16 protein-coding genes and 1 tRNA gene are annotated in these 21,330 nt (G+C 29.0%); 5 read left to right on the top strand and 12 right to left on the bottom strand.

Annotation, left to right across the window (positions count from 1 at the left end; genetic code table 11):
• Positions 1 to 357: 357 nt before the first annotated feature.
• Positions 358 to 1,704, bottom strand: a complete 1,347-nt coding sequence (gene mgtE, locus BM119_RS02825; protein ID WP_090038705.1) for a magnesium transporter — start codon at positions 1,702 to 1,704, stop codon at positions 358 to 360.
• A 1,296-nt stretch (positions 1,705 to 3,000) separates the two neighbouring features.
• Positions 3,001 to 3,612 (bottom strand): DUF1836 domain-containing protein, encoded by a 612-nt coding sequence (locus BM119_RS02830; protein ID WP_090038707.1) that lies wholly within the window; start codon positions 3,610 to 3,612, stop codon positions 3,001 to 3,003.
• 735 nt (positions 3,613 to 4,347) lie between these two features.
• On the opposite strand from BM119_RS02830, the gene BM119_RS02835 reads away from it, so the two are divergent.
• Positions 4,348 to 4,593 (top strand): AbrB/MazE/SpoVT family DNA-binding domain-containing protein, encoded by a 246-nt coding sequence (locus BM119_RS02835; RefSeq protein ID WP_090038709.1) that lies wholly within the window; start codon positions 4,348 to 4,350, stop codon positions 4,591 to 4,593.
• Between the two features lie 297 nt (positions 4,594 to 4,890).
• On the opposite strand, the gene rsmI is transcribed toward BM119_RS02835, so the two are convergent.
• From rsmI to BM119_RS02855, 4 genes are all read right to left on the bottom strand, one after another.
• Entirely contained in the window at positions 4,891 to 5,730 is an 840-nt protein-coding gene (gene rsmI, locus BM119_RS02840; RefSeq protein ID WP_090038711.1) for a 16S rRNA (cytidine(1402)-2'-O)-methyltransferase, read from the bottom strand.
• 15 nt (positions 5,731 to 5,745) lie between these two features.
• Positions 5,746 to 6,486: a tRNA1(Val) (adenine(37)-N6)-methyltransferase gene (locus BM119_RS02845; RefSeq protein WP_090038713.1), complete on the bottom strand. Its 741-nt coding sequence runs from the start codon at positions 6,484 to 6,486 to the stop codon at positions 5,746 to 5,748.
• Positions 6,487 to 6,718: 232 nt separating this feature from the next.
• Positions 6,719 to 7,210 (bottom strand): GNAT family N-acetyltransferase, encoded by a 492-nt coding sequence (locus BM119_RS02850; protein ID WP_090038714.1) that lies wholly within the window; start codon positions 7,208 to 7,210, stop codon positions 6,719 to 6,721.
• 398 nt (positions 7,211 to 7,608) lie between these two features.
• Positions 7,609 to 8,889: a C40 family peptidase gene (locus tag BM119_RS02855; protein WP_090038716.1), complete on the bottom strand. Its 1,281-nt coding sequence runs from the start codon at positions 8,887 to 8,889 to the stop codon at positions 7,609 to 7,611.
• Positions 8,890 to 9,587: 698 nt separating this feature from the next.
• Between BM119_RS02855 and BM119_RS02860 the strand changes: the two genes are divergently transcribed.
• The gene (locus BM119_RS02860) at positions 9,588 to 11,291 is read left to right on the top strand and encodes a methyl-accepting chemotaxis protein (RefSeq protein ID WP_090038718.1); all 1,704 of its coding nucleotides are present in this window, start codon (positions 9,588 to 9,590) and stop codon (positions 11,289 to 11,291) included.
• A gap of 197 nt (positions 11,292 to 11,488) precedes the next feature.
• Here the strand turns inward: BM119_RS02860 and manZ are convergent, their stop codons facing one another.
• The 6 genes from manZ to BM119_RS02890 all read right to left on the bottom strand — a co-directional run bounded on the left by manZ (position 11,489) and on the right by BM119_RS02890 (position 18,074).
• Positions 11,489 to 12,316 carry a PTS mannose transporter subunit IID gene (gene manZ / locus BM119_RS02865; RefSeq protein ID WP_090038720.1) on the bottom strand — a complete coding sequence of 276 codons (828 nt, stop codon included), beginning with the start codon at positions 12,314 to 12,316 and terminating at the stop codon, positions 11,489 to 11,491.
• 21 nt (positions 12,317 to 12,337) lie between these two features.
• Positions 12,338 to 13,108: a mannose/fructose/sorbose family PTS transporter subunit IIC gene (locus BM119_RS02870; protein WP_207647662.1), complete on the bottom strand. Its 771-nt coding sequence runs from the start codon at positions 13,106 to 13,108 to the stop codon at positions 12,338 to 12,340.
• Positions 13,109 to 13,140: 32 nt separating this feature from the next.
• Positions 13,141 to 13,614: a mannose/fructose/sorbose PTS transporter subunit IIB gene (locus tag BM119_RS02875; RefSeq protein ID WP_090038724.1), complete on the bottom strand. Its 474-nt coding sequence runs from the start codon at positions 13,612 to 13,614 to the stop codon at positions 13,141 to 13,143.
• A gap of 1 nt (position 13,615) precedes the next feature.
• A complete protein-coding gene (locus BM119_RS02880) occupies positions 13,616 to 14,035 on the bottom strand; it encodes a PTS sugar transporter subunit IIA (protein ID WP_090038726.1) in 420 nt (139 codons plus the stop codon).
• Between the two features lie 341 nt (positions 14,036 to 14,376).
• Entirely contained in the window at positions 14,377 to 17,184 is a 2,808-nt protein-coding gene (locus tag BM119_RS02885) for a sigma-54-dependent transcriptional regulator (protein ID WP_090038754.1), read from the bottom strand.
• Positions 17,185 to 17,777: 593 nt separating this feature from the next.
• Positions 17,778 to 18,074 carry a hypothetical protein gene (locus BM119_RS02890; RefSeq protein ID WP_090038728.1) on the bottom strand — a complete coding sequence of 99 codons (297 nt, stop codon included), beginning with the start codon at positions 18,072 to 18,074 and terminating at the stop codon, positions 17,778 to 17,780.
• 434 nt (positions 18,075 to 18,508) lie between these two features.
• Here BM119_RS02890 and BM119_RS02895 point away from each other — a divergent pair.
• The 3 genes from BM119_RS02895 (at position 18,509) to BM119_RS02905 (ending at position 21,212) form a co-directional block, all read left to right on the top strand.
• Positions 18,509 to 18,584 (top strand) — tRNA-Pro (locus BM119_RS02895).
• 329 nt (positions 18,585 to 18,913) lie between these two features.
• Entirely contained in the window at positions 18,914 to 19,312 is a 399-nt protein-coding gene (locus BM119_RS02900; protein WP_090038730.1) for a carbohydrate-binding protein, read from the top strand.
• Between the two features lie 559 nt (positions 19,313 to 19,871).
• Entirely contained in the window at positions 19,872 to 21,212 is a 1,341-nt protein-coding gene (locus BM119_RS02905) for a [Fe-Fe] hydrogenase large subunit C-terminal domain-containing protein (protein ID WP_090038732.1), read from the top strand.
• Positions 21,213 to 21,330: the final 118 nt, after the last annotated feature.

Raw genomic sequence — 21,330 nt, forward strand, 5'->3', positions numbered from 1 at the left:
AAAGCCACTTTCAACTTTCAACCTTCAATTTTCAACTAAAATTTCTATATGTAAGAAGATTTCATCATTCAATTTTTAAGCTTACAACTTGTCACTAAAATAAGAAGAGAGGTTATTTACATTACAATCTCAATGTGGACTAAATTAATAAAATCATAAAAATGGCAACAAAAAAGACCCGCAAGAATTTCTCCACACAAGTCTTTCTTATAGTTGAAAACCATAGGTTTTTCACAAAATGTTTTTAGTTCAAAAATCCTCTATAAGAAAATTTCATCCTTCATTGTCAATCATCAATTCTCAATTTTCAATTTCTTAAACTTATCACTTGCTACTTTCCACTTTCAAATACCCCACTTATACTAAAAACTCTATAAACACTGTTGCAAGTCCTAAGAAAAAGAAGAACCCACATATATCTGTTACTGTTGTTACAAATACTGATGATGCTAAAGCTGGATCTATTTTAAGCTTTTTTAGTGTCATTGGTACTAAGAATCCTGCTAATGTGGCTGCTGTCATATTTAAAAGCATTGCACATCCTATTACTAACCCTAGTATTGGATTTCCTGACCAAAGCCAAGCAAGTAATGCTACTCCACAACCTATAGATGCTCCATTTATCATTCCAACCCTTATTTCTTTAAATAGTACCTTCTTAGAATTTTCATAAGTTAATTGACCAAGAGCTATACCTCTTACCACAAGTGTTAATGTTTGAGTACCTGCATTTCCACCCATACCAGCAACTATAGGCATGAATGTTGCAAGGACAACAACTTGACTTATTGTATTTTCAAATAAACTTACAACTGATGAGGCAAGTATTGCTGTTAATAAGTTTACACATAGCCATGGAAGTCTACTCTTTATTGATGCAATTGTTCCACCCGCAACATTTTCGCCTTCATCTATTCCTGCAAGACGGTGAATGTCTTCTGTATCTTCTTCTCTTAATACATCAATAATATCATCAACTGTTATAACTCCTAACATTACCCCCTGTTCATCTACAACAGGCATATTCATAAAACCATACTTTTCAAACTTATTTGCAACTTCTTCTTGATCCATATCTGCAGGTATGCTTATTACATTTTCACTCATTATATCTTTTATTTTTGTTTCAAATGTAGCTGTAACTAAATCTCTTAAAGATAAAACACCTTTTAATACTTCTCTTTCGTCTAAAACATAAAGATAGTATACACTTTCCGCATCTGGTGCTGCATCTTGTAAATATGTAAATGTATCCTGAACAGTCTTATTGTCCATTATACTTATAAATTCTGTGGCCATAAGCCCCCCTGCTGTTTCAGGGTCATATGTTAAAAGTTCCTTAACATCATCTCTATCTTCTTTTGATGTTAATTTTTCTATAAATTTATTAGCTTCTATAGGTGTTATCGTACCAAGAAGGTCGGCTAAATCATCGGAACTCATTTCGTTCAATATTTTTCCTTGATTTAATTCAGAGAATAAAGAGAGTAGTTTCATCTGCTCTTCTTCTTCAGCTTCTCCTATAACTTCTGCAACCATCCAATGTGGCAATTTAGAGAGTATAATATACAACTTATCTTCTTCCACTTTTTCAATTACATCCAAGACATCTGCTGGATGTATATCTTCTATATGTTCACTTATTTCTGCTACTGAACTATTCATTAAAAACTCTAAAAGCTCATTGTCTGTTCTTGATTGCATATTCCCATTTCCCTTCTCTTTTAGTCAGATTTTTATGTATTTTATTCTATGGCTAATAGCCTAATTTTTACGTTAAAAATTAATTTCAATCAAAACTTAATGATTGAAACCATCACATTATTTTTAGATTAATTAAGTCACAAATAATTAATCCTTTATATTTTTTAATTTTTAAAAGATTAAATTAAACTTGTCAACCTTGTAATTTTGACTTTATTGTCTAAATTACAAATTCTCTTTCACCCTAATATATTTTACCAGTGTTAATGCAAAATTACTATGTATTTTTTTATCTATAACTATATTCATTATACCTATGTGATATTAAACCATTTTCATCAATTCATGTTACACAGAACAAAGGTGGCTGCGCCCCTTTTTAATTGACAATTGAGAATTGACGATTGACAATTATTGTTGAAAGTTTATGTATTTTAATAGTTATCAAAGTTATCCACAGATTCGAAATTTTATAATATCCTATACATAAATATAATCTGTTTATACAATTAAAACTTTGCTCAAAGAAGATTATTTTTAACATAATGAAAATATTATGTTAACTCTTATAAATAATTCAATCTATAATTGACAAACTATCTATTGATGAATATAATAGTATAAAAGATACCCCATAGGGGTAAACGAATGAAGGGAGATTTTTACTATGAATATTTCTATGAATGAATCAACTATAGATGCTTTAAAAAACTCTATGACTTCTAAAAAGAAAGATGCTGCTAGACTAGTTATAAAAGGCTTTGGTTGAGGTGGCCCATCTTTAGGACTTGTTCTGGATGAACAAAAAGAAAATGATGATGTTGTTGAATCAAATGGAATAAAATTTGTTGCTGACCAAGAATTTTCATTTATGTTAACTGATGTTGTAGTTAATTTTAAAAAGGGATTATTCGGAAGTAGCTTCTCTGTTTCAAGTAATTCTGGTGGTTGTTAATTAGTCGTAACCTTATATAATCACTTAAAATGGACAATTAGTTTTTGAGTTAGGCACATGAAAAAAATAAACTATCATACTGACTTGTTATTTTTTTGAATGTGCCTTAAATATAAAGTTAAAAAATAGAGAGATAAAACATTAAGGTGTCTTATCTCTCTATTTTTATACACTTATAAATTTTATTTATATATCAATGAAAGCTCCAAACTTAATATTAAAATACCCATTATGTCTTATCAACTTATAGGTATAATACTAACAATTAAAGCTTATATTTATTAGGTTTATCGTAAAATAGTTTGCTCTAACTAATAATTAACTTAACTTAAGTTAAATTGTTATTGATCTTCAGACTTAAACTCTTCGTTATAGTCTTTAACCACCTTTTGAACTAATTTTTTAATAACACTTGCTTGTGCTATTAAAGACATCACTATTATAAATGTTCTTATTCTTACCTTATCTTTATCCTCAAGATTAAGCTCTTCTATAATTTGTTCTAATTTCCCATTATCACATAATGGAGTTGCCAAGAATGAATCTAAACTATCTCTTTGTACATCAGCAAATATTTTATATGCTGATTCCCATTCTAGTATGTCATCTTCTCTATCATTAATGTCATTAAAAGCTAATCTAAACACCTTTTTAATTTCTTCTGCTGTAAGTAAAGGTCTCATATAGCTTAATAAAACTAACTGTATTAAATGAATTTTTGTATAACCTCTCTTTTTACCATCCTCTGGCTTGGATATTACGTCACTCTTTATATAGTTTTGAACTATATTATTAGTATACTTCTCTTCAGTAAATTTATCATTTAAATAATCTATAACTTGTGATAAAAACAAATCATATTTAGGTAATTCATCATATGATACAGCATTGTTTTTTGACATTTCCGAAGCTAAATTCATAACATAATCCATATCAAACTTTATATCACTCATTTAAGTCACCTCCTAACATATTAAAGTTTCTTATTCTACAATATAATTATAAGTTATTGCAAACCGCATTACAAGTTATTTTTTTTTATATTATAGGACCTTATTCATCTTATTAATTTTGACTAAAGCACCTATTTATATACATATTATAGTATATGGATTAATTGAATTTATCAATTATTTTTTTTAAAAACAAAATTTAATTACAAATGTCTACTGTTTTTTGAGAATTATCAACATTATCCACAATTACCCTGTGGATAAGTTGTTAGTATATTGTGAATTATTATTTTTCACCAAATTGATGCATAAATCATATTATATTACAAAGAGTAATTTTTTTACCTTAATATGTATATTTTAAGAAAATCTGAACAAAATATAAATATAGTAAAATATAATAGTCTTTTGATTTTCGACATTAATAAATATACAGCCAAAAAATTACTTTTTTTATTTAAGTTAATTTTTGTATAATTTTTCAAATTTACTTTCATTATTGTTATGTTTCTTGTTGGATACTTGATTTATAAGCATTTTGTTAACATTAAATGAATTCAAAATAATGTATTGACTTTTCAATAATATGGTAGTATATTATCTATTAGATGGAATTTAGTAAGAAATTTGTAATTCGAACTATTTTTTATCTAGTTAAATTTTGACTGATTATTACATTTAAAGTGTAATTTATTAATTCGATGTCGAAAGATGTATATAAGGAGGAACAAATTTATGAAATCAACAGGTGTAGTAAGAAGAGTAGATGAATTAGGAAGAATAGTTATTCCTATAGAATTAAGAAGAACTCTAGATATTGCTGAGAAAGATGCTCTAGAAATATATGTAGATGGTGAGCAAATAATATTAAAGAAATATGAGCCAGCTTGTATTTTCTGTGGAGATGCTAGAGACGTTGTAAACTATAGAGGCAAGAACATTTGTAAAAACTGTTTAGCTGAAATGAAAAAAGAAAAATAAAACAAATTAAATATAAGAAATGCTATAGAATTTTCTATAGCATTTTTTATTTGCCTTAACAATTTCCAATTATAATTATTGTATTATTTTTTTAAAAAAATTTGTATTTTTTCCCTTATTATTATGTTCAATTTTTTTTAACTTACATTTAACTTTACTTTTTTTTCTATTAAAACGTTACACATCAAATAAAATATTCTTAAAAAAACATATATTTGTAAATACAATAACTTCCATTACTTTTTTATCCAATTTTTTGTATAATTTTTAAACACTTTTTCATATTCTTTATATTCTTTACAATTCTAATGAATATTTATACACTTCTGATTTAGGAATACCTCTTTCTTTTGCCACAAGCTTCATGGAATCTTTTTTACTATTTCCCTCACCCATGTACTTAAGTATATGTTCTTCTATTGATAAGTTTTCCCATGTTTTCATAGCTTCTTCCATAATTTCTTCATCTGTTTTACCTTCAATGACTAAAACATACTCACCCCTTGGATTTTTTTCATTATAATGTTCTATAATTTCACTTAAGGTTCCCCTTATTATTTCTTCATGCATTTTTGTGAGTTCTCTGCATATAGCTATCTTTCTATCTCCAAGACTTTCTAGTATGAAATTCAGTGTATTTAAAAGTCTATGAGGTGCTTCATAGAATATTAATGTTTCCTTACAATTTTTAATCTCTTCCATAAATGGTTTTCTTTCTTTATTCTCTCTTGGTATAAATCCTCTAAACAAAAACTTTGTTGTATCTAATCCTGAGTAAACCAAAGCCGTTGTTGTTGCCGTTGCTCCTGGCAATACTTCAAAATCCAAATTTTCCTCTATACACTTTTTAACGATTACACTACCTGGATCTGATATTCCAGGAGTTCCTGCATCTGTAACAAGTGCAATAATCTTATTTTCTCTTAGCTTTTCAATTATATTATCTGATTTTCCCTGTTCATTATGTTGATGATAACTTAACATAGGTTTTCTTATTTCAAAGTGATTTAAAAGCTTTAAACTTTGTCTTGTATCTTCTGCTGCAACTAAATCACATTGTTTTAATACCTCAAGCGCCCTTAAAGTTATGTCTTTTAAATTTCCTATTGGTGTTGGAACTAAATATAATTTTCCCATATTCTTTCCGCCTCCTTACTTATCTCTACCGTATATCTTATCTATTTCCTCTGTAAAGCCACCTTCATCATTATAAACATATAAAGGTGGTTCAAATTTTAAGAAAGCCCCTCCATCTCTCTGTCCTTCTATAAGAACTATGTTAGGAGCCTTTTTACTGTTTGGATGTATCATCTTTATAACTTTTGGTTCTATTTTATGTTTTCTCATAATACACAGAATATCTGCAAGCCTTTCTGGCCTATGTATCATATAAAACCTTCCATTGTCCTTTAAAAGTACTCTAGCGGCTATTATAACGTCTTCTAAAGTACAACACACTTCGTGTCGAGCTATGGCTAATTTGTCATTAGGATTTACTATACCATTATTACAAAGCTTATATGGAGGGTTTACTGTAACTACATTAGCCTTTTCCATAGACTTTAAAAGCTTTATATCCTTTAAATCCCCATGTATAAAGTTCATTCTGTCTTCTAAATTGTTTAATTTTACACTTCTATTTGCCATTTCAACAAATTCTTCTTGTATTTCAATCCCTGTTATAGTAGCTGCTTCCGTTTTGCCCGCAACTATAAAAGGTACTATACCTGTACCTGTACACAAATCTATTACTCTCATATTTTTCTTTATCTTAGGAAAATTTGCTAAAAGCACAGCATCAATCCCAAATCTAAATGCATTTTCTTTTTGTATTATTTTAATTCCCTTTAGCTGTAAATCATCTAAAGTTTCATCTTTATTTAAAAGATCCATTTATGTTTTCTCCTTGTTATTTTTTTGAATGTGCCTAATTTACTATATTTAATTATAACCATTACATGTTAATTGTCAATTAGGAGAATCTTACAATTCATAAGCTTTTCAAATGAGAATTGATAAATAGTAAATTAAAGTTCATAAGCTTATGCAAGTGATAAATTTAAGTTAATATGATTTATGAGTGATAATCTTAGCTGAGTGCTAAATGACAAGTTGCGTTGAATTTTTACAATACAGTATACTTGTGAAACCAATGGTTTAATTTTAACTTGTATATCATAGGGGTAAAAGGTATTCCATCTATAACTTGTTCTGTTCCTATTTCTTTAAAACCAAGCCTATGATAAACTTCTATTAAATATGGTGGTGACTTAACTGTAATCACTTTAAAATGATTATCTTTACAATTCTTTAAAGCAATTTCAAATAAACTAGTCTCTATATGTTTTCTTTGATATTCTTTTTTTACAAACAGCATACAAATTTGATTAATATGTTTCATTGCAATAATTCCTACCAATTCATTATTGTCATAGTATCCCCAAAAGGTCAAAGAACCTCTATTACATATTGTTATTATAGAATCATAATCTATGGATTCTTTAAACTTCTTTATTCCTTCTGTCGAATAATCAATTGATCCAAACTCTTGAAAAACAATCCATACTAAATCAATAGCCTCCTTTATGTGACTTTGTTGTAATTTAATTATTTTCATAATACACCTTCTTTCAAAATTTACATAACTATTCTTATACTTTCCTTTTAATAGCAAAAGTGGCTAGACCACTTTTTAAGCGACAAGTTTAGAGTGCCAAGTAAAATTTCATCCTTAACTTACACTTGTCACTGATTAAAAACCTCTTTAACACTAGGTTTTGTCAGCATTTTATTTTTAAAATTTTTATACTTTCATGTGGTGGCTACGCCACATTATAATTGAGAATTGACAGTTGTTGTTTTATAAAAAAAATTCATAATTCCATCCACGTACAAAAAAGGTTATGTAAGATAATCTTACATAACCTTCTTTATAAATCCAACCTGAAATATTTATGCTTTTTTCAAGTATATTCTATTTCAGCCAATATTTTTTAATTTTTCAAGACATTTTTATTAAAGTATTCTTCTAACCGCCGCTAAGTCACTTCTTGATGATAATGAAGATACCTTAACAACATCGCCTGTTTGTGGTGCATGAATGTATTGTCCATTTCCTACGTATATTCCAACGTGATGTGGTGAACTTGCACTTCCAAAGAATACAAGGTCTCCTGCTTGAGCTTGTGATATTGGAATTGATGTTCCTTCATTTACTTGTGTGAAAGTTGTTCTTGATAAGCCAACACCAATTCTTCCATATACATATTGAGTGAATCCTGAACAATCAAATGTGTTTGGTCCAGTAGCTCCATATACATATGGTTTTCCTTGTAAGCTATATGCTATTGATAATAATTGAGAAACACTTCCTGATCCTACTTGTCCACCACCTGATGGATAGTTTGTGCTACCACCACCTGATGAGTTATTTACACTACCACCTCTATCTACTGATGATGCTTTTGCTGCTTCTTTTGAATCTATTGAAGTTTTAGCTTTCTCTATTAAATCAACAACCTCGCTCTCTATAACCTTAACTTGTTGTCTTATTTCTCTTAAAGAATCTTTTGCCGCTGTTAAATCTGCTATTGAACTATTAGAGTTCTCTATTACTTCCTTTGGATATTGTATCATTGTTCTTTCTTTAGAAGCTAAGTCAACTTTTATGTTCTTACTAACTTCAGCAGCTTGGTCTACTAATTCTTTTTGTTTGCTCTTTTGAGAATTTAATTCGTCAAGCTTAGTTTGAGTTTCTGCCTTTAAAGCTTGAACTTTTTCTAATTCTGCATTCATCGCAGTTTTTTTACTATTTAATTCTTCTTTTTTAGCTTTAATTTCATCCATCATCTCTTTATCCATACCCATTAACTTACCAACGGCTTGTACATTCGTTGCTAAATCTGAGAAGTTTGTAGAGCTTAAAATAATCTCTACATATCCTGGATTTCCACTCTTATATATAGCTCTCATTCTTTCGCCGTATAAGTTTTCTTTTTCTTCTAAATCCTTTTGAAGAGTTGTCATTTCATCTTCAAGTGACTTTATGTTATTTTCTTTGCTTTTTATTTCTGTATTATTACTAGCTATGTCAGCATCTAATTTTTGAGCTTGTCCTTGAAGTTCTTGTAATTTTTGATTTAATACATTTAATTTATCTTCAGCATCTTTATACTCAGATTGCTTTTGTTCTATTTGTTCCTTTTGTTCGCTTGTTACAGGCGACGCAAATGCTATTATGCTTGTATTAAAAGCCATTGCACCAGCTAATATAGCTGCTATAATCTTTTTATTCATATTTACACCTCAATAATAATTAATTCTTAAATATAATCAATTTTGAATTTTTGTCATCTTAAATATTTCTTAATCATTATATCATTATCTCTTTGTGCTTACAATGTTAATATGCTCCATTCTTTAATGGTTCTGCAACTTTTTTGTAAACAATTCATAAAATTATATCTTTAATTTTTTCACATTTTGAATTTTAAATTTGTAATTAAATTCAATTTAATATTATGCACTAAATATTTGCTTTATATTTTATACAATCATTTTTACTATTTAAGATTTTAATTTACGTGTTTTAATTTTAAAACTTATTTTATATTAGGCACATGAAAGAAATTAACAAGTCAAAGATGGCATGTAATATTTTGTGTCAGAGAACAAAAATCTACACCCTTTTTTAATTGACAATTGAGAATTGATGATTGACGATTATTGTTGAAAGTCACAGATTTTCTCTAAGTTATATTTTTTAAATTTTAAAATCTTCCTTAGAAGATTTCTCCACAACTTGTAACTTGTAACTCATAACTTGTCACTCATTAAAGTTTTCTCAATTAACTTAGACACATGAACCCTAGAAAATATATATCATAGAAACTATATTAGAAATTTTTTAGCTTTTAAATTCCCTAAAAATGTCTTATAATAGTATTAATTCAAAATTTTATAAAATATTGGTTATAACATAAGGGGTGTTGTTTATGCTCAATAAAATCTCTGTTAAAACTAAATTGCTAACTTCTGTTCTTATTACTTCTATCTTGACTATAGTTATAGGGAGCGTCTCCGTTGTTAATTTAAGCAAAGTAAATGATAATCTTAAAATAACCTATAACGATAGCCTTACTAATATTTCAACTCTTGCTGACATAAAACAAAGTCTAACAAACATTAAAGCTTATCTTTCTGAAATGGTTTACTCTGATTCTAATGATAAATCAGTATATACCTATATGGATGCTGAACAAAAATCTCTTCATACATTAATGGATCAAGGAGATAAAATTGAAATGTCTAAAAATGAAGCTGATATTTGGTCAACATATAAGACAGCTTTGGAAAAATACGATAAAAATAATTCAGAAATAGTAAATCTTTGTAATGAGGATCGCAAAGATGAAGCTCTTGAACTGTTTAAAGATTTTGGAAGCCAACAAAGTTCTTTATTTTCAAGTTTAAATGGAATTATATCATTAAAGAAAATTACAGCTAAAAATTTATTTGATAATAGCCAAAAGATTTATAATGAAACAAATTTATATACAATAATCTTAGTTTCAGCCTGTATCTTGATTTCTCTCTTTATATGCATAATAAACTATATAGCTATATCCTCAGGATTAAAAGAATGTCTATCTTTTGCTAAATCCCTATCTGATGGCGATTTAACTCAGCATATTAGCTTAAAAGGCAGAGATGAATTTTCTAAGCTATGTAAATCTTTAAATAATGCAGGTGAAAATATAAACTCAATGATTAAGACTATACTTGATAATGCATCAGAACTTTCTGCTTCTTCTGAACAACTCTCTGCATCTGTTGAAGAAATTAGTGCTACTTTGACTACAATAAATGAATCTTCTTATACTATAAAAGAACTAAGCGCAGACTCCTCAAATAGCGCAGATAAGGTTCAGAATATTCTAAACTCCATTAATTCACAGATTAACCTTTTATCAAATACAGCTAAGGAAGGTCTTAATGTATCTCATAATATCGAAGAAAGGGCTGTTTCTATAAAAAAGAAAGGTGAGGATTCAATAAAAAACACAGAAACTCTTTACAAAACTAAAGAGGTTAATCTTATAAAGGCAATACAAGATGGAAAGGTTGTTTCTCAAGTTAAGGATCTTATTTCTATAATCTCATCCATAGCTGATGAAACAAAACTATTAGCTTTAAATGCAACAATAGAATCTGCAAGGGCAGGAGAACATGGTCGTGGATTTGGAGTTGTTGCTGAGGAAGTTAGAAAGCTATCTGAAGAAACCTCTACAATAGCAAAAGATATATCTAATATAATTATTAAAACTAATAATAGCTTTAATAATTTAACTGAAAACACAGAAGAGATTATAAAGTTTATGGATAAGCAGGTTACACCTCAATTTAACCTTCTACTTGAAAGTGGAAACAATTACGGTGAAGATGCTAAATTCATGAAAATACTTTCTTCAAATCTAAATTCATTATCTGATGAACTTAAGGAAATAATAAGTATGGCTACTGAAGTTATTAGCGACATGATGGTTACATCTGAAAACTCTGCTAATAATTCTACTAGTATAGTTGATGGAGTTAATGAAACTCATAAAACTATTGAAGAAATTTCTATATCTGCCCAAAGCCAAGCTGAACTTGCTCAAAACTTAGCATCATTAGTTCAGAACTTTAAGATAAAATAGCTTCACTTATGTTAGTTGAAAGTGGAGAGTTGAAAGTTAAGGATGTTTTTGTTCACAAAAACTAATAATTTAATTTTAAAATTTTAGGTTTTTCGTAGAAAAACCACCTATAATTTTCCACTCTCAGCTCTCAATTCTCAACTTTAAAATAAAAATAAGAAAACCACGAGAAATTACTTCTCGTGGTTTTCTTATTTTTATTTTAATCCTAAGAATCCTAACCAGTATCCTATTATACCTACTCCGAATAGTCCAAATATTATCCAGATTGCACCAACCTTCTTCTTTAGAAGCTTTGAGCAAGCGAATGTTAATAATAACGGAACTAAACCTGGTAGTAATTGATCTAGTATGTCTTGAATTCTTGTTACAACTACTTCTCCCTCAGCATTAGTTATTGTAGATACTACTGTTGGCATATAAACTGATGTCCATTTAGCAACAAGAGCACCCATTACGAATAGTCCTAGGATAGAAGCTCCTTCTGTTAATTTTTGAAGTCTGTTTCCTCCCATATCAGAAACAATATCTGTTCCTTTTTCATATCCGTATTTTATTCCATACCATCTCATTCCTAATCTTACAGCATTAAATGCTACGAAGAATACTATTGGTCCTAATATACTTCCACTTAGAGCCATTGAAGCTCCTAATGCTGCTAAAACTGGTCTTAATGTTCCCCAGAATATTGGATCACCAACTCCTGCTAAAGGTCCCATAAGTCCTATCTTGACTCCGTTTATAACACCATCATCTATTGGTGCTCCATTTGCTCTTTCCTCTTCCATAGCTGTTGTAACACCTAATATTGGTGCTGTTACAAATGGCTGAGTATTAAAGAACTCAAGGTGTCTTTTTAATGCTAATTTTCTCTCGTCACCTTCATATAATCTCTTGATTATTGGTACCATTGAGAAACAATATCCTAAGCCTTGCATTCTTTCAAAGTTCCAAGAACCTTGGTGAAAGTTTGAACGAATGAACATGCTGATTAAATCTTTTTTAGTAATTTTCTTTTCACTCATGTGGATTCCCTCCTTCAAATATTATAGATCATCCAAGTCAGCAAACTCATCTACTGCTGATGCTTGATATTTTGGATTCAATTGGATATAAACTATTGCAAATACTGTTCCTAAAATTCCTAATGCAACTAAGTTAAAGCTTGTAAATGTAGCTATAACAAATCCTAAGAAGAAGAATGGCATTAAGTATTTTGCTTGCATCATGTTCATAACCATTGCGTATCCAACAACAACGATGAATCCACCAGCTACTTGAAGTCCTTTAGTTATAACATCTGGTATAGCTCCTAATAAAGCAGTTACTTGATCTGCACTTATTAAGGCAACTATTAAAGTTGGTATAGCCACACGAGCTGCTTGGATTAATAATCCGCCTATATGGCATCTATCTATTCCTGCTATGTTTCCTTGATCTGCATATTTATCTGCTCTGTGTTGTAATCCTACTGATAAAGTTCTTGCAAATATTGTGAATACTTGTCCAGCTGCTGCTATTGGTACAGCTACTGCTATACCTGCTGATATATCTTGTTTACCTACTATTACTAATATTGTTGACACAACTGATGCCATTGCCGCATCTGGTGCCATGGCTGCTCCTATATTCATCCAGCCTAGTGCCATCATTTCTAAAGTACCACCTAATATAATTCCTGTTTTAACATCACCTAGCACTAGTCCTACAAGCGTACAAGCTACAAGAGGTCTGTGAGTTTGGAACTCATCTAGAACACTACCTATACCAGCAACACTCGCAACTATTAATAACATTATTAGTTGAAATCCTGATATCATGTTTATTCCCCCTTATGGTTTTTTAATTTTTAAAGCTTACTCATTAAGTCTGTTTTTGAATCTGTTGTTACTTTTCTTATTTCTAATTCTATTCCTTTTGCATCTAATTTTTTGAATGATTCTATATCTTCGTCATTAACTGATACTGCTGATGTTATTTGCTTCTTTCCTTCTTTATAAGACATTCCACCTATATTAACAGTCTTTATATCTACTCCACCTTCAACTATTCTTAATACATCAGTTGGGTTTGTGAATAATAATAAAGATTTAAAGCTATTGTATTTTGGATTTTTGTATATTTCCACCATTTTATCTATTGTTAAAACGTGTGCTTTTATTCCTGGAGGTGCAACTTGCACTAATAAAGATTTTCTTAAAGTGTCCTTTGCAACTTCATCAGATACAACTATTATTCTGTTACATCCTGTTTCTTTTGACCATATTGTAGCCACCTGTCCGTGAATTAATCTGTCGTCTATTCTTGATAATACTATTTGCATTTTATAGTTCCTCCTCTTCGCTATTTAATAATCCTTGTTTAAATGATTTTATTCCATCTTTACCAGCATTTATTGCTGTATTTATAACTTCCTCTATTGGAAGTACTTCTCTTACTCCAAAAGTTTCAAGTAACATTGGAAGACTTACACCTGTTACTATATCCATTTTCTCATTTTCTATGACCAATCTTGATGCTGCATTAAATGGGCTACCCCCAAATAAATCAACCATAACGATTACTCCATCTTCTGTATTCATTTCACTTAAAGCCTTTTCATATTTAGCTAGTAGATCTTCTGGACCTTCACCTGGTTCAAAAGTTACAGTCTTTACGTTTTCTTGTTTCCCAAATATCATTTCAGAAGACCTTATTATTTCTTCTGAGAACTTTCCGTGAGTTCCAACTATAATTCCTATCATCTGCTGTATCCTCCTATTAAGTCTTGTTCTTTATTTAAATTTTAATTTTTTTTATCCTACGCTATATATTAATAGCAATGTTCGTGCCAACTTTGTGTATCAAAAAACTAATATACTGAAACTCCTTTATTTCAATAGCTTTACTCCATATATTTTTTTTCAACAAAATAAGTTTGATACACTTAAATCAGTTTTCAATACACTAATTCAGCAGAATCGATACTTATGATATTGTTTTCAATACATTTTGATACAGAAAAAAGTGCTAATATAGAATATCAGCACTTTTTATATATTATTTTAATATTTCATGTCATGTTTTGTTGTTTTTTAATACTCTTTTATTCTTGGAACACGCCTGTTTCTGTGAACATATCACATATATAATACACTTCATCATCATTAAGTTCTAGATTTAAGCCCTCTTTAAATATCAATGATGATTTTTTTATAATACTATATAATTCTTTATTAATACACTCTCTATCACCACGGTAAACCAACATATCTTGAGTTAATACTCTTTCTAAGGCACATGCTACATGTAATACTATTTTAATGGTCATAGAATTAGTAAACTCTTTTTTAAACTCTTTTTCTATTAGCTTACAAAATGATAATATAAGCCCTGTTATTTTATAAGGATTTAAATAAGTTAAAAACTGCTTTAAGCTGTCTTCACACAAATCCTTTGTTATTACTTTAGTATCACTTTCCTTAACAATTATATGTTTTTGCTTTATAACATCTTTTATTTTATCTTCTCCAGAACCATCTATAAGAGACTCAAGAGATATAAATGGTGCATTTATCTTAGGGTCCTTAACCCCAACCGTTGCTATTATATTATGTTTTAGTTTTATTCTCTCAATTTCACTCTTTAAATTTTTTATTCCAACTGGTATAGTCTTTATTTCTGTATCAGTAATATTTTTTATTGCATCATCTATTATTTCCTTTAGTTTTTTTGCTGTTCCTTCTCCAGTTGAACATATTGTTACTATAACTTTTTCATTGTTTGAGTATTCTTCTGTATCATAAACTCCATATCCCTTAAAATTCTTAAGAGATGAGTATATACTTTCTAAATCCATATCAAATAAGTTTGATTTTCTAAGAGCCTCTAATACTACTGGTGTTGATACCATATCTATTGTTCTTATTTGTACTCCAGTTCTTTTTATTATCTCCATCTCAAAGGATGATAATGATCCCATATCAACTAGAAGCATTACACCCTTACCCATATCTATATCTTCAACTTTTTTTATAATGTTGTCTAATACCTCTTTGGGACTGACTTCTAAGGGCATATCTATGGCTATTATATTCCCTTCCCCTAAAAGCTTTGTTGCTACTGACACCATTGATGATGCTGTACTACTACCATGAGCTGCTACTATAATTCCAACTTTCCCTGTTGCATTTACGACCTCATCAATGGAGCTCAAAAGTAATGTAATATATATAACTTCAACGTTTGGAATGTCTACATTGTATCTTTTTTGTATAAGCTCTGCTATTTCTAATGCAACTTTATATTCCTTTGCATTCTCCTTCTGTACACCTATAAGTTCAGAGTCATATTTAAGTGTATTATTTTCTTGAACTCTCTTTAAAAATGCACTTATATGCAAACTTAATGCATATAAAAACCTTTCACTGAAACTTCTTTTTAGTCTTTCTTCTGAAAGAGATCTTATTTCCTCTGCTAAGTCTAATATATCCACATCCACAATTCTAGATAATTTTTCTCTTCCTTTTGTATCAAATTTAAATTTATCATAAAAACATTTTATATGTACATTTATATCTGTTGCAATAAACTTATTAATGTATTCGTCATCTACACCTTCTGCTTTTAATATACTTGCTTTATCTTCTATTATTTTATACAGATTAAACGGTGGTTCATAACTATCTTCCTCTATGAGTTCTTGCCCTTCTGGCTTTATTATAACTGTATTATCAATGTAATTTAAAAGTTCTTCTAATTCTTTTCTTTTATTACCTATTAAAAGCATTCCATCCTTTATACTCTTAGGTAGTGTTTTAAAGTCAATCTCTACATATTCTTTGTTTTTTATAGAATTTAAGAATCCATTAGCACACACTAGCTGTATGTTAGATTTTAATTGACCTATGTTACCAAATGATACACTTCCTATTAATGCTTTAACAACATCTACTGTAACCTTTATTGGTTTATTAACTCTATGTGCCTCATTTGCTATTAAAGTTTTTATTATCTCAAATCTCTCTTTTATAGGTCTTTCATCCAATGATGGTATATTAATTACTATAGGTATTCTTCTTACAAAAGTTTTTAGTAATGATGAACTTGGATCTTCTGTTGTTGCACATATTATAAGTACATTGGCCTTTCTGTTTCTCTCAGATTCTCCAAGCTTATTAAATGTGCCAGTATCCATGAAATAAAAGATCATTTCTTGTCCTTCTGGAGGTAATCTATGAATTTCATCTAAAAATAATATTCCACCATCTGCTTTTTCAACAAGACCCTTTTTATCACTTTCAGCACCTGTAAAAGATCCTTTAACATGCCCAAAGATTTGAGATATTAAAAGCTGTGGATTATTATAGTAGTCAGCACAGTTAAATACAACAAAAGGTGACTCTTCTGAAAATTTACCTGAGAATTTTGCATAACTATACATTCTGTTTGCAAATAATGTTTTACCAACCCCTGTTGGCCCTAATATTAATGTATGAAGTCCATTTGGAGGATACAACACTGCTGCCTTTGCTTGCTCTATTTGATTTTTTAGACTTCCTTTGCACCCTATTATTGGTTCAAATGGATCAATTTCTTTTTCTTCTTTATTTTCAACATCTATATTAATAAGCTCTCTTAAACTATCAACTTCAAAAGGGCCTTCTTTAAATTTTTTATTAAACTTTTTTTCTAATACACTTTTAGGTATATATAATACAGGTCTACCCTTTATTTTTATTATCTTGTCTTGTCTTAATAGTGTATTAAGCTCCATACTAACATTATTTCTTAATATATTTAAAGAGTTTGATACATCAATTGCTGAAAGCCCTTGATTTTTAATTACTTCTTCTTTTTCCCAATCCATTGTTATTTCTTCTATATAAGTGTATATTTTATCAATTCTTTTAATATTAATCACCCCTTTCATTATTATGTTTTTCTTCACCTTGTTCAGTAAAACCTATAATTTAATTTCAGATTTTTCTCTGAAAAATTATCCACAACTTTTAACTACAGTTTTATCACTCTAATTTGTGCTTGTTAGTTAAATAAATTATTTTCAACTCTCAACTTTATAAAAGCTCTCCATTCTCAATTTTCTATCCTTAATTTGCTAAGTAGTTGCAAAGCATTTCATATCTCCAAGCATATGATAATACTACATAACACAAAAAAGCAATACACTTAGGCACCTGAAAGAAAATAACAAGTCCAAGATGCTATGTATATTTTGTGTCAGACAAGGAATTGCTATTAGTTCATAGTACAGGCTATGGGCTAATATCACTGACGCAGTATTACACAAAATAGACTAACATACTGACTTGTTATTTTTTTGAATGTGCCTTATTATAAAACGAATCTTCATTCATATGGTATTTTTATACCAATGATTAGATAAGTTAATCTAGGCCATATACCTGTTAACTCTCCCATTGTAAAAGGATGATGGTATTACAGGTAGTAGCCATCAGATAAAATATAACAAGTGTATTAATGTAGTTACTTATTTAATGTTTTTGATAAAATTAGCTGTAATACTGCTGATACAAATATTATGAATACAAATATAAGTAATGTTACTTTTGTTTTTGTCATATAATCAAATACAGCTATTATTAAAGATGTTAATCCAACAAACGTATATATCATTCCATTAATTTTTACATAGTTTCTTTTTTCTTCTTCCAATGACTTAAAAGTTTTTGAAAGAAAAACTCCCATACCCATAGCAAAAAATAATAAGCTTGTCATTACCATAATTATAGTAGAAATCTGCATATTTTCACCTTCTTCCATAAAACTTTTCTTATAATATATATTATCACAAATTATTCATGTAAGAAAATTTATGTAATCACGAAAATAGAATTACAAACATCATAGACAATCAGATCTCACCTAATATTCTAAAGTTAAAAAGCATCACTTCCTAAATTTCAATAACTCACTCTGTTCAAACAATTGAAATTCTTAACGTAAGCAATACTTTTTTCACTAAGAATACTTACGATTTACCTGATAATTTACTAACTTTTATCATTCTATTTTCATTAAGATAATTTTATATTAATAGGAATATTTTACATTTAAAATAACATGAAGCTCTCTTATATATAACTCCTTATATTAGAAAGTACATATAAAATTATATAATTTTAGTATTTATAGATATTTTTTCGTAAAAATTATTGACAACCCATACAATTGTAATTTATAATTATAAATGTCGGCGGGGTGTAGCGCAGATGGGAGCGCGCGTGGTTTGGGACCATGAGGTCGCAGGTTCAATCCCTGTCACCCCGACCAGTAGAGCTAAGTGATTATCACTTAGCTTTTTTTTCATATATTCACAAATCCAAAATTCACTTTATTTTCTTCTCCTAAGAATACTAACACTACTCAAATTTCATTTTAGTTAGCCATATATTATCTTAAAATATATATTTTTGAATATTTTATTTATTGTTAACATTTTAAATAAAATATGTTTTTTGTGAATTAATATTATCTATTGTAAATTAAAGGTATTAAGAGCATTTATTAAAAGAAAACGATTATACTCAGCGGCAGTTTATTTTACATTTAATTACACAAAATATATAATAAATGTAAAATATGTTAGGAGGAATACTAAAATGAAAAAATTAGTAATTTGTTTAATGTCAGTAACTTTATTAATGCTAACTTTATTAGCACCTACAACTGCTCATGCAGCTGAAAATAACGAGTGGGTATTATATAGAATATCAGCTCCAATAAACTACAGCACAGTAAATACCAGTGACATCAAAAATATGACTGTACACTTCGGAGTAAATGGTTGGCAAGAAATAAAAGATGTTCAACTTAATAGAAGCATTGTAGATTATTATATGGGAAGGACATTTGAATCTTTTTGGGTTGATGTATATCTAAAAAAAGGCTCAACTTTAGATTATTGTTTTAAGTATGACTTTAATTCAGATAAAATTAACTGGGATAATAATTCCGGCAAAGATTACCACGTTGTTGTGGATAAATCTAATATAAATTAATAAAGTGCCATAGGTTAGTTTGTACTATCCTATGGCTTTAGTTCTATATGTGGATAAAACTTATCAAAATTCAAGATAAATTTAAACTTTATGTAAACCTAAACATCACTTCATAATATTATAGTACTCATCCGCCAAAGCTGCAGATTTACATAAAGATATTATAAATAATGCAAATAATACATATCCAATTATAAATACTATCATTTTAATCCTTCCTTACTAAAAATCATTTGATATGTCCTTAATTATTGCCATAAAATTTATTTATAGACTTTTAAAACTTTGCTTTTGCATATATCATTAAATATAATGGAAATATATATTTAGGCACATTCAAAAATAACAAGTCAATATGCCATGTATATTTGACTTGGTATTTTCTTTCATGTGCCTTATGCTTAATTATTTGTTATTCTAACTCATGATGATAATGTTTATAAATTATAAGTTTTGAGTATTTTTGAGACTTGTGAAAGTTTTTATAAAAATTGAATTTATACTAACTCTCCATTTTTAACCTTCAATTCTCAACTTTATTAATAGAGGAGTGTTTTTTATGAAAAAGAAATATGAAGATTTGTTTAAAACTTTAGTTAAATCCTATTATGAAAACAATTTCGAAGAAACTGTAGATTCCTTGCTAAATAATAATGATTACGATAGAACTGAATTAAGTGAAATAATAAGTATTCTCTGTGGCGTTACCGTAAAACCTAATGATAATTTTTCAAAAGATTTAAAAAGAGCAATTACAACTTATTCTGCCAACAATAAAATAGTTGAAAAACTTTCGCGTCCTTGTTTATGTAAAAGTGATGGTGAATCACCTTGTATGCATGTTTGTCCTTTTAATGCTATCTTAAAAGACCCTATAACCAAAACATCTTACATAAATATAGACGCTTGTACTGATTGCGGCTTATGTATAGAAGCTTGTGAACATGATAATTTAATAGACAGAATTGAGTTTATGCCTCTTCTAGAAATTTTAAAAGGTGATGAACCAGTTATTGCCGCCGTAGCACCTGCTATCAGTGGCCAATTTGGAGAAAGTGTTACTATGGATCAGCTTAGGGCTGCTTTTATAAAAATGGGATTTAAAGATATGGTTGAGGTAGCTTTTTTTGCTGATATGCTTACTATTAAAGAAGCAGTTGAGTTTGATAGATTTGTCAAATCAAAAGATGACTTAATGATAACTTCTTGTTGTTGTCCAATGTGGGTTGGCATGCTTAAAAAAGTTTATAAAGATTTAGTTAAGTATGTATCTCCTTCCATCTCTCCTATGATTGCAGCTGGGCGTGGTCTAAAAAAACTTAATCCTAATTGTAGGGTTGTATTTATTGGACCTTGTATTGCAAAAAAATCTGAAGCTCGTGATAAAGACTTAGTCGGAGATATAGACTTTGTTTTAACTTTTGAAGAACTTAGAGGAATCTTTGATACATTAGATATAAAACCTTCTGAACTAATAGAAGTTCCATCTATTGAGTATGCTTCAAAAGGTGGAAGACTATATGCCAGAACTGGTGGTGTATCCATAGCTGTTTCAGATGCTGTACAGGAAATGTTCCCTGAAAAATATAAACTTTTTAATGCTATTCAGTGTCATGGTGTTGCTGACTGCAAAAAGGTTCTTAATGCAGCTCAAAATGGAGAACTTAAAACAAATTTCATTGAAGGTATGGGTTGTGTTGGTGGTTGTGTTGGTGGTCCTAAAGCTATAGTTTCCAAAGAACAAGGGAAAATAGCTGTTGATGACTTTGCTCTAGCATCATCATATAAAGTTCCTACTAGTAGTGATATTATGCTTGATATATTATCTAGAATGGATATAAATTCTCTAGAAGACTTTAAAGACCATGAAAAAATCAAAATATTTGAGAGAGACTTTTAGAGATAACAAAAAACTAAATAGTAACAAGAGAGTGACAGATTAAAACTGGTGAGAATATTTCTTGGTGATCCTTTTAAATTTAAAGTATATCACAAAAAAATGAGAGTCTACACCAGGC

This window comes from Clostridium frigidicarnis, assembly GCF_900111985.1.
GTDB classification, from domain to species: Bacteria; Bacillota; Clostridia; order Clostridiales; family Clostridiaceae; genus Clostridium_Z; species Clostridium_Z frigidicarnis.

Bases quoted from the DNA above. Each gene is read 5' to 3' on its own strand.
- BM119_RS02905 (WP_090038732.1), top strand. From the start codon at position 19,872: ATGAAAAAGAAATATGAAGATTTGTTTAAAACTTTAGTTAAATCCTAT.
- BM119_RS02900 (WP_090038730.1), top strand. From the start codon at position 18,914: ATGAAAAAATTAGTAATTTGTTTAATGTCAGTAACTTTATTAATGCTA.
- BM119_RS02880 (WP_090038726.1), bottom strand. From the start codon at position 14,035: ATGATAGGAATTATAGTTGGAACTCACGGAAAGTTCTCAGAAGAAATA.
- manZ (WP_090038720.1), bottom strand. From the start codon at position 12,316: ATGAGTGAAAAGAAAATTACTAAAAAAGATTTAATCAGCATGTTCATT.
- BM119_RS02855 (WP_090038716.1), bottom strand. From the start codon at position 8,889: ATGAATAAAAAGATTATAGCAGCTATATTAGCTGGTGCAATGGCTTTT.
- rsmI (WP_090038711.1), bottom strand. From the start codon at position 5,730: ATGGGAAAATTATATTTAGTTCCAACACCAATAGGAAATTTAAAAGAC.
- BM119_RS02860 (WP_090038718.1), top strand. From the start codon at position 9,588: ATGCTCAATAAAATCTCTGTTAAAACTAAATTGCTAACTTCTGTTCTT.
- BM119_RS02830 (WP_090038707.1), bottom strand. From the start codon at position 3,612: ATGAGTGATATAAAGTTTGATATGGATTATGTTATGAATTTAGCTTCG.
- BM119_RS02845 (WP_090038713.1), bottom strand. From the start codon at position 6,486: ATGGATCTTTTAAATAAAGATGAAACTTTAGATGATTTACAGCTAAAG.
- BM119_RS02875 (WP_090038724.1), bottom strand. From the start codon at position 13,614: ATGCAAATAGTATTATCAAGAATAGACGACAGATTAATTCACGGACAG.
- BM119_RS02850 (WP_090038714.1), bottom strand. From the start codon at position 7,210: ATGAAAATAATTAAATTACAACAAAGTCACATAAAGGAGGCTATTGAT.
- BM119_RS02890 (WP_090038728.1), bottom strand. From the start codon at position 18,074: ATGGAAGAAGGTGAAAATATGCAGATTTCTACTATAATTATGGTAATG.
- mgtE (WP_090038705.1), bottom strand. From the start codon at position 1,704: ATGCAATCAAGAACAGACAATGAGCTTTTAGAGTTTTTAATGAATAGT.
- BM119_RS02835 (WP_090038709.1), top strand. From the start codon at position 4,348: ATGAAATCAACAGGTGTAGTAAGAAGAGTAGATGAATTAGGAAGAATA.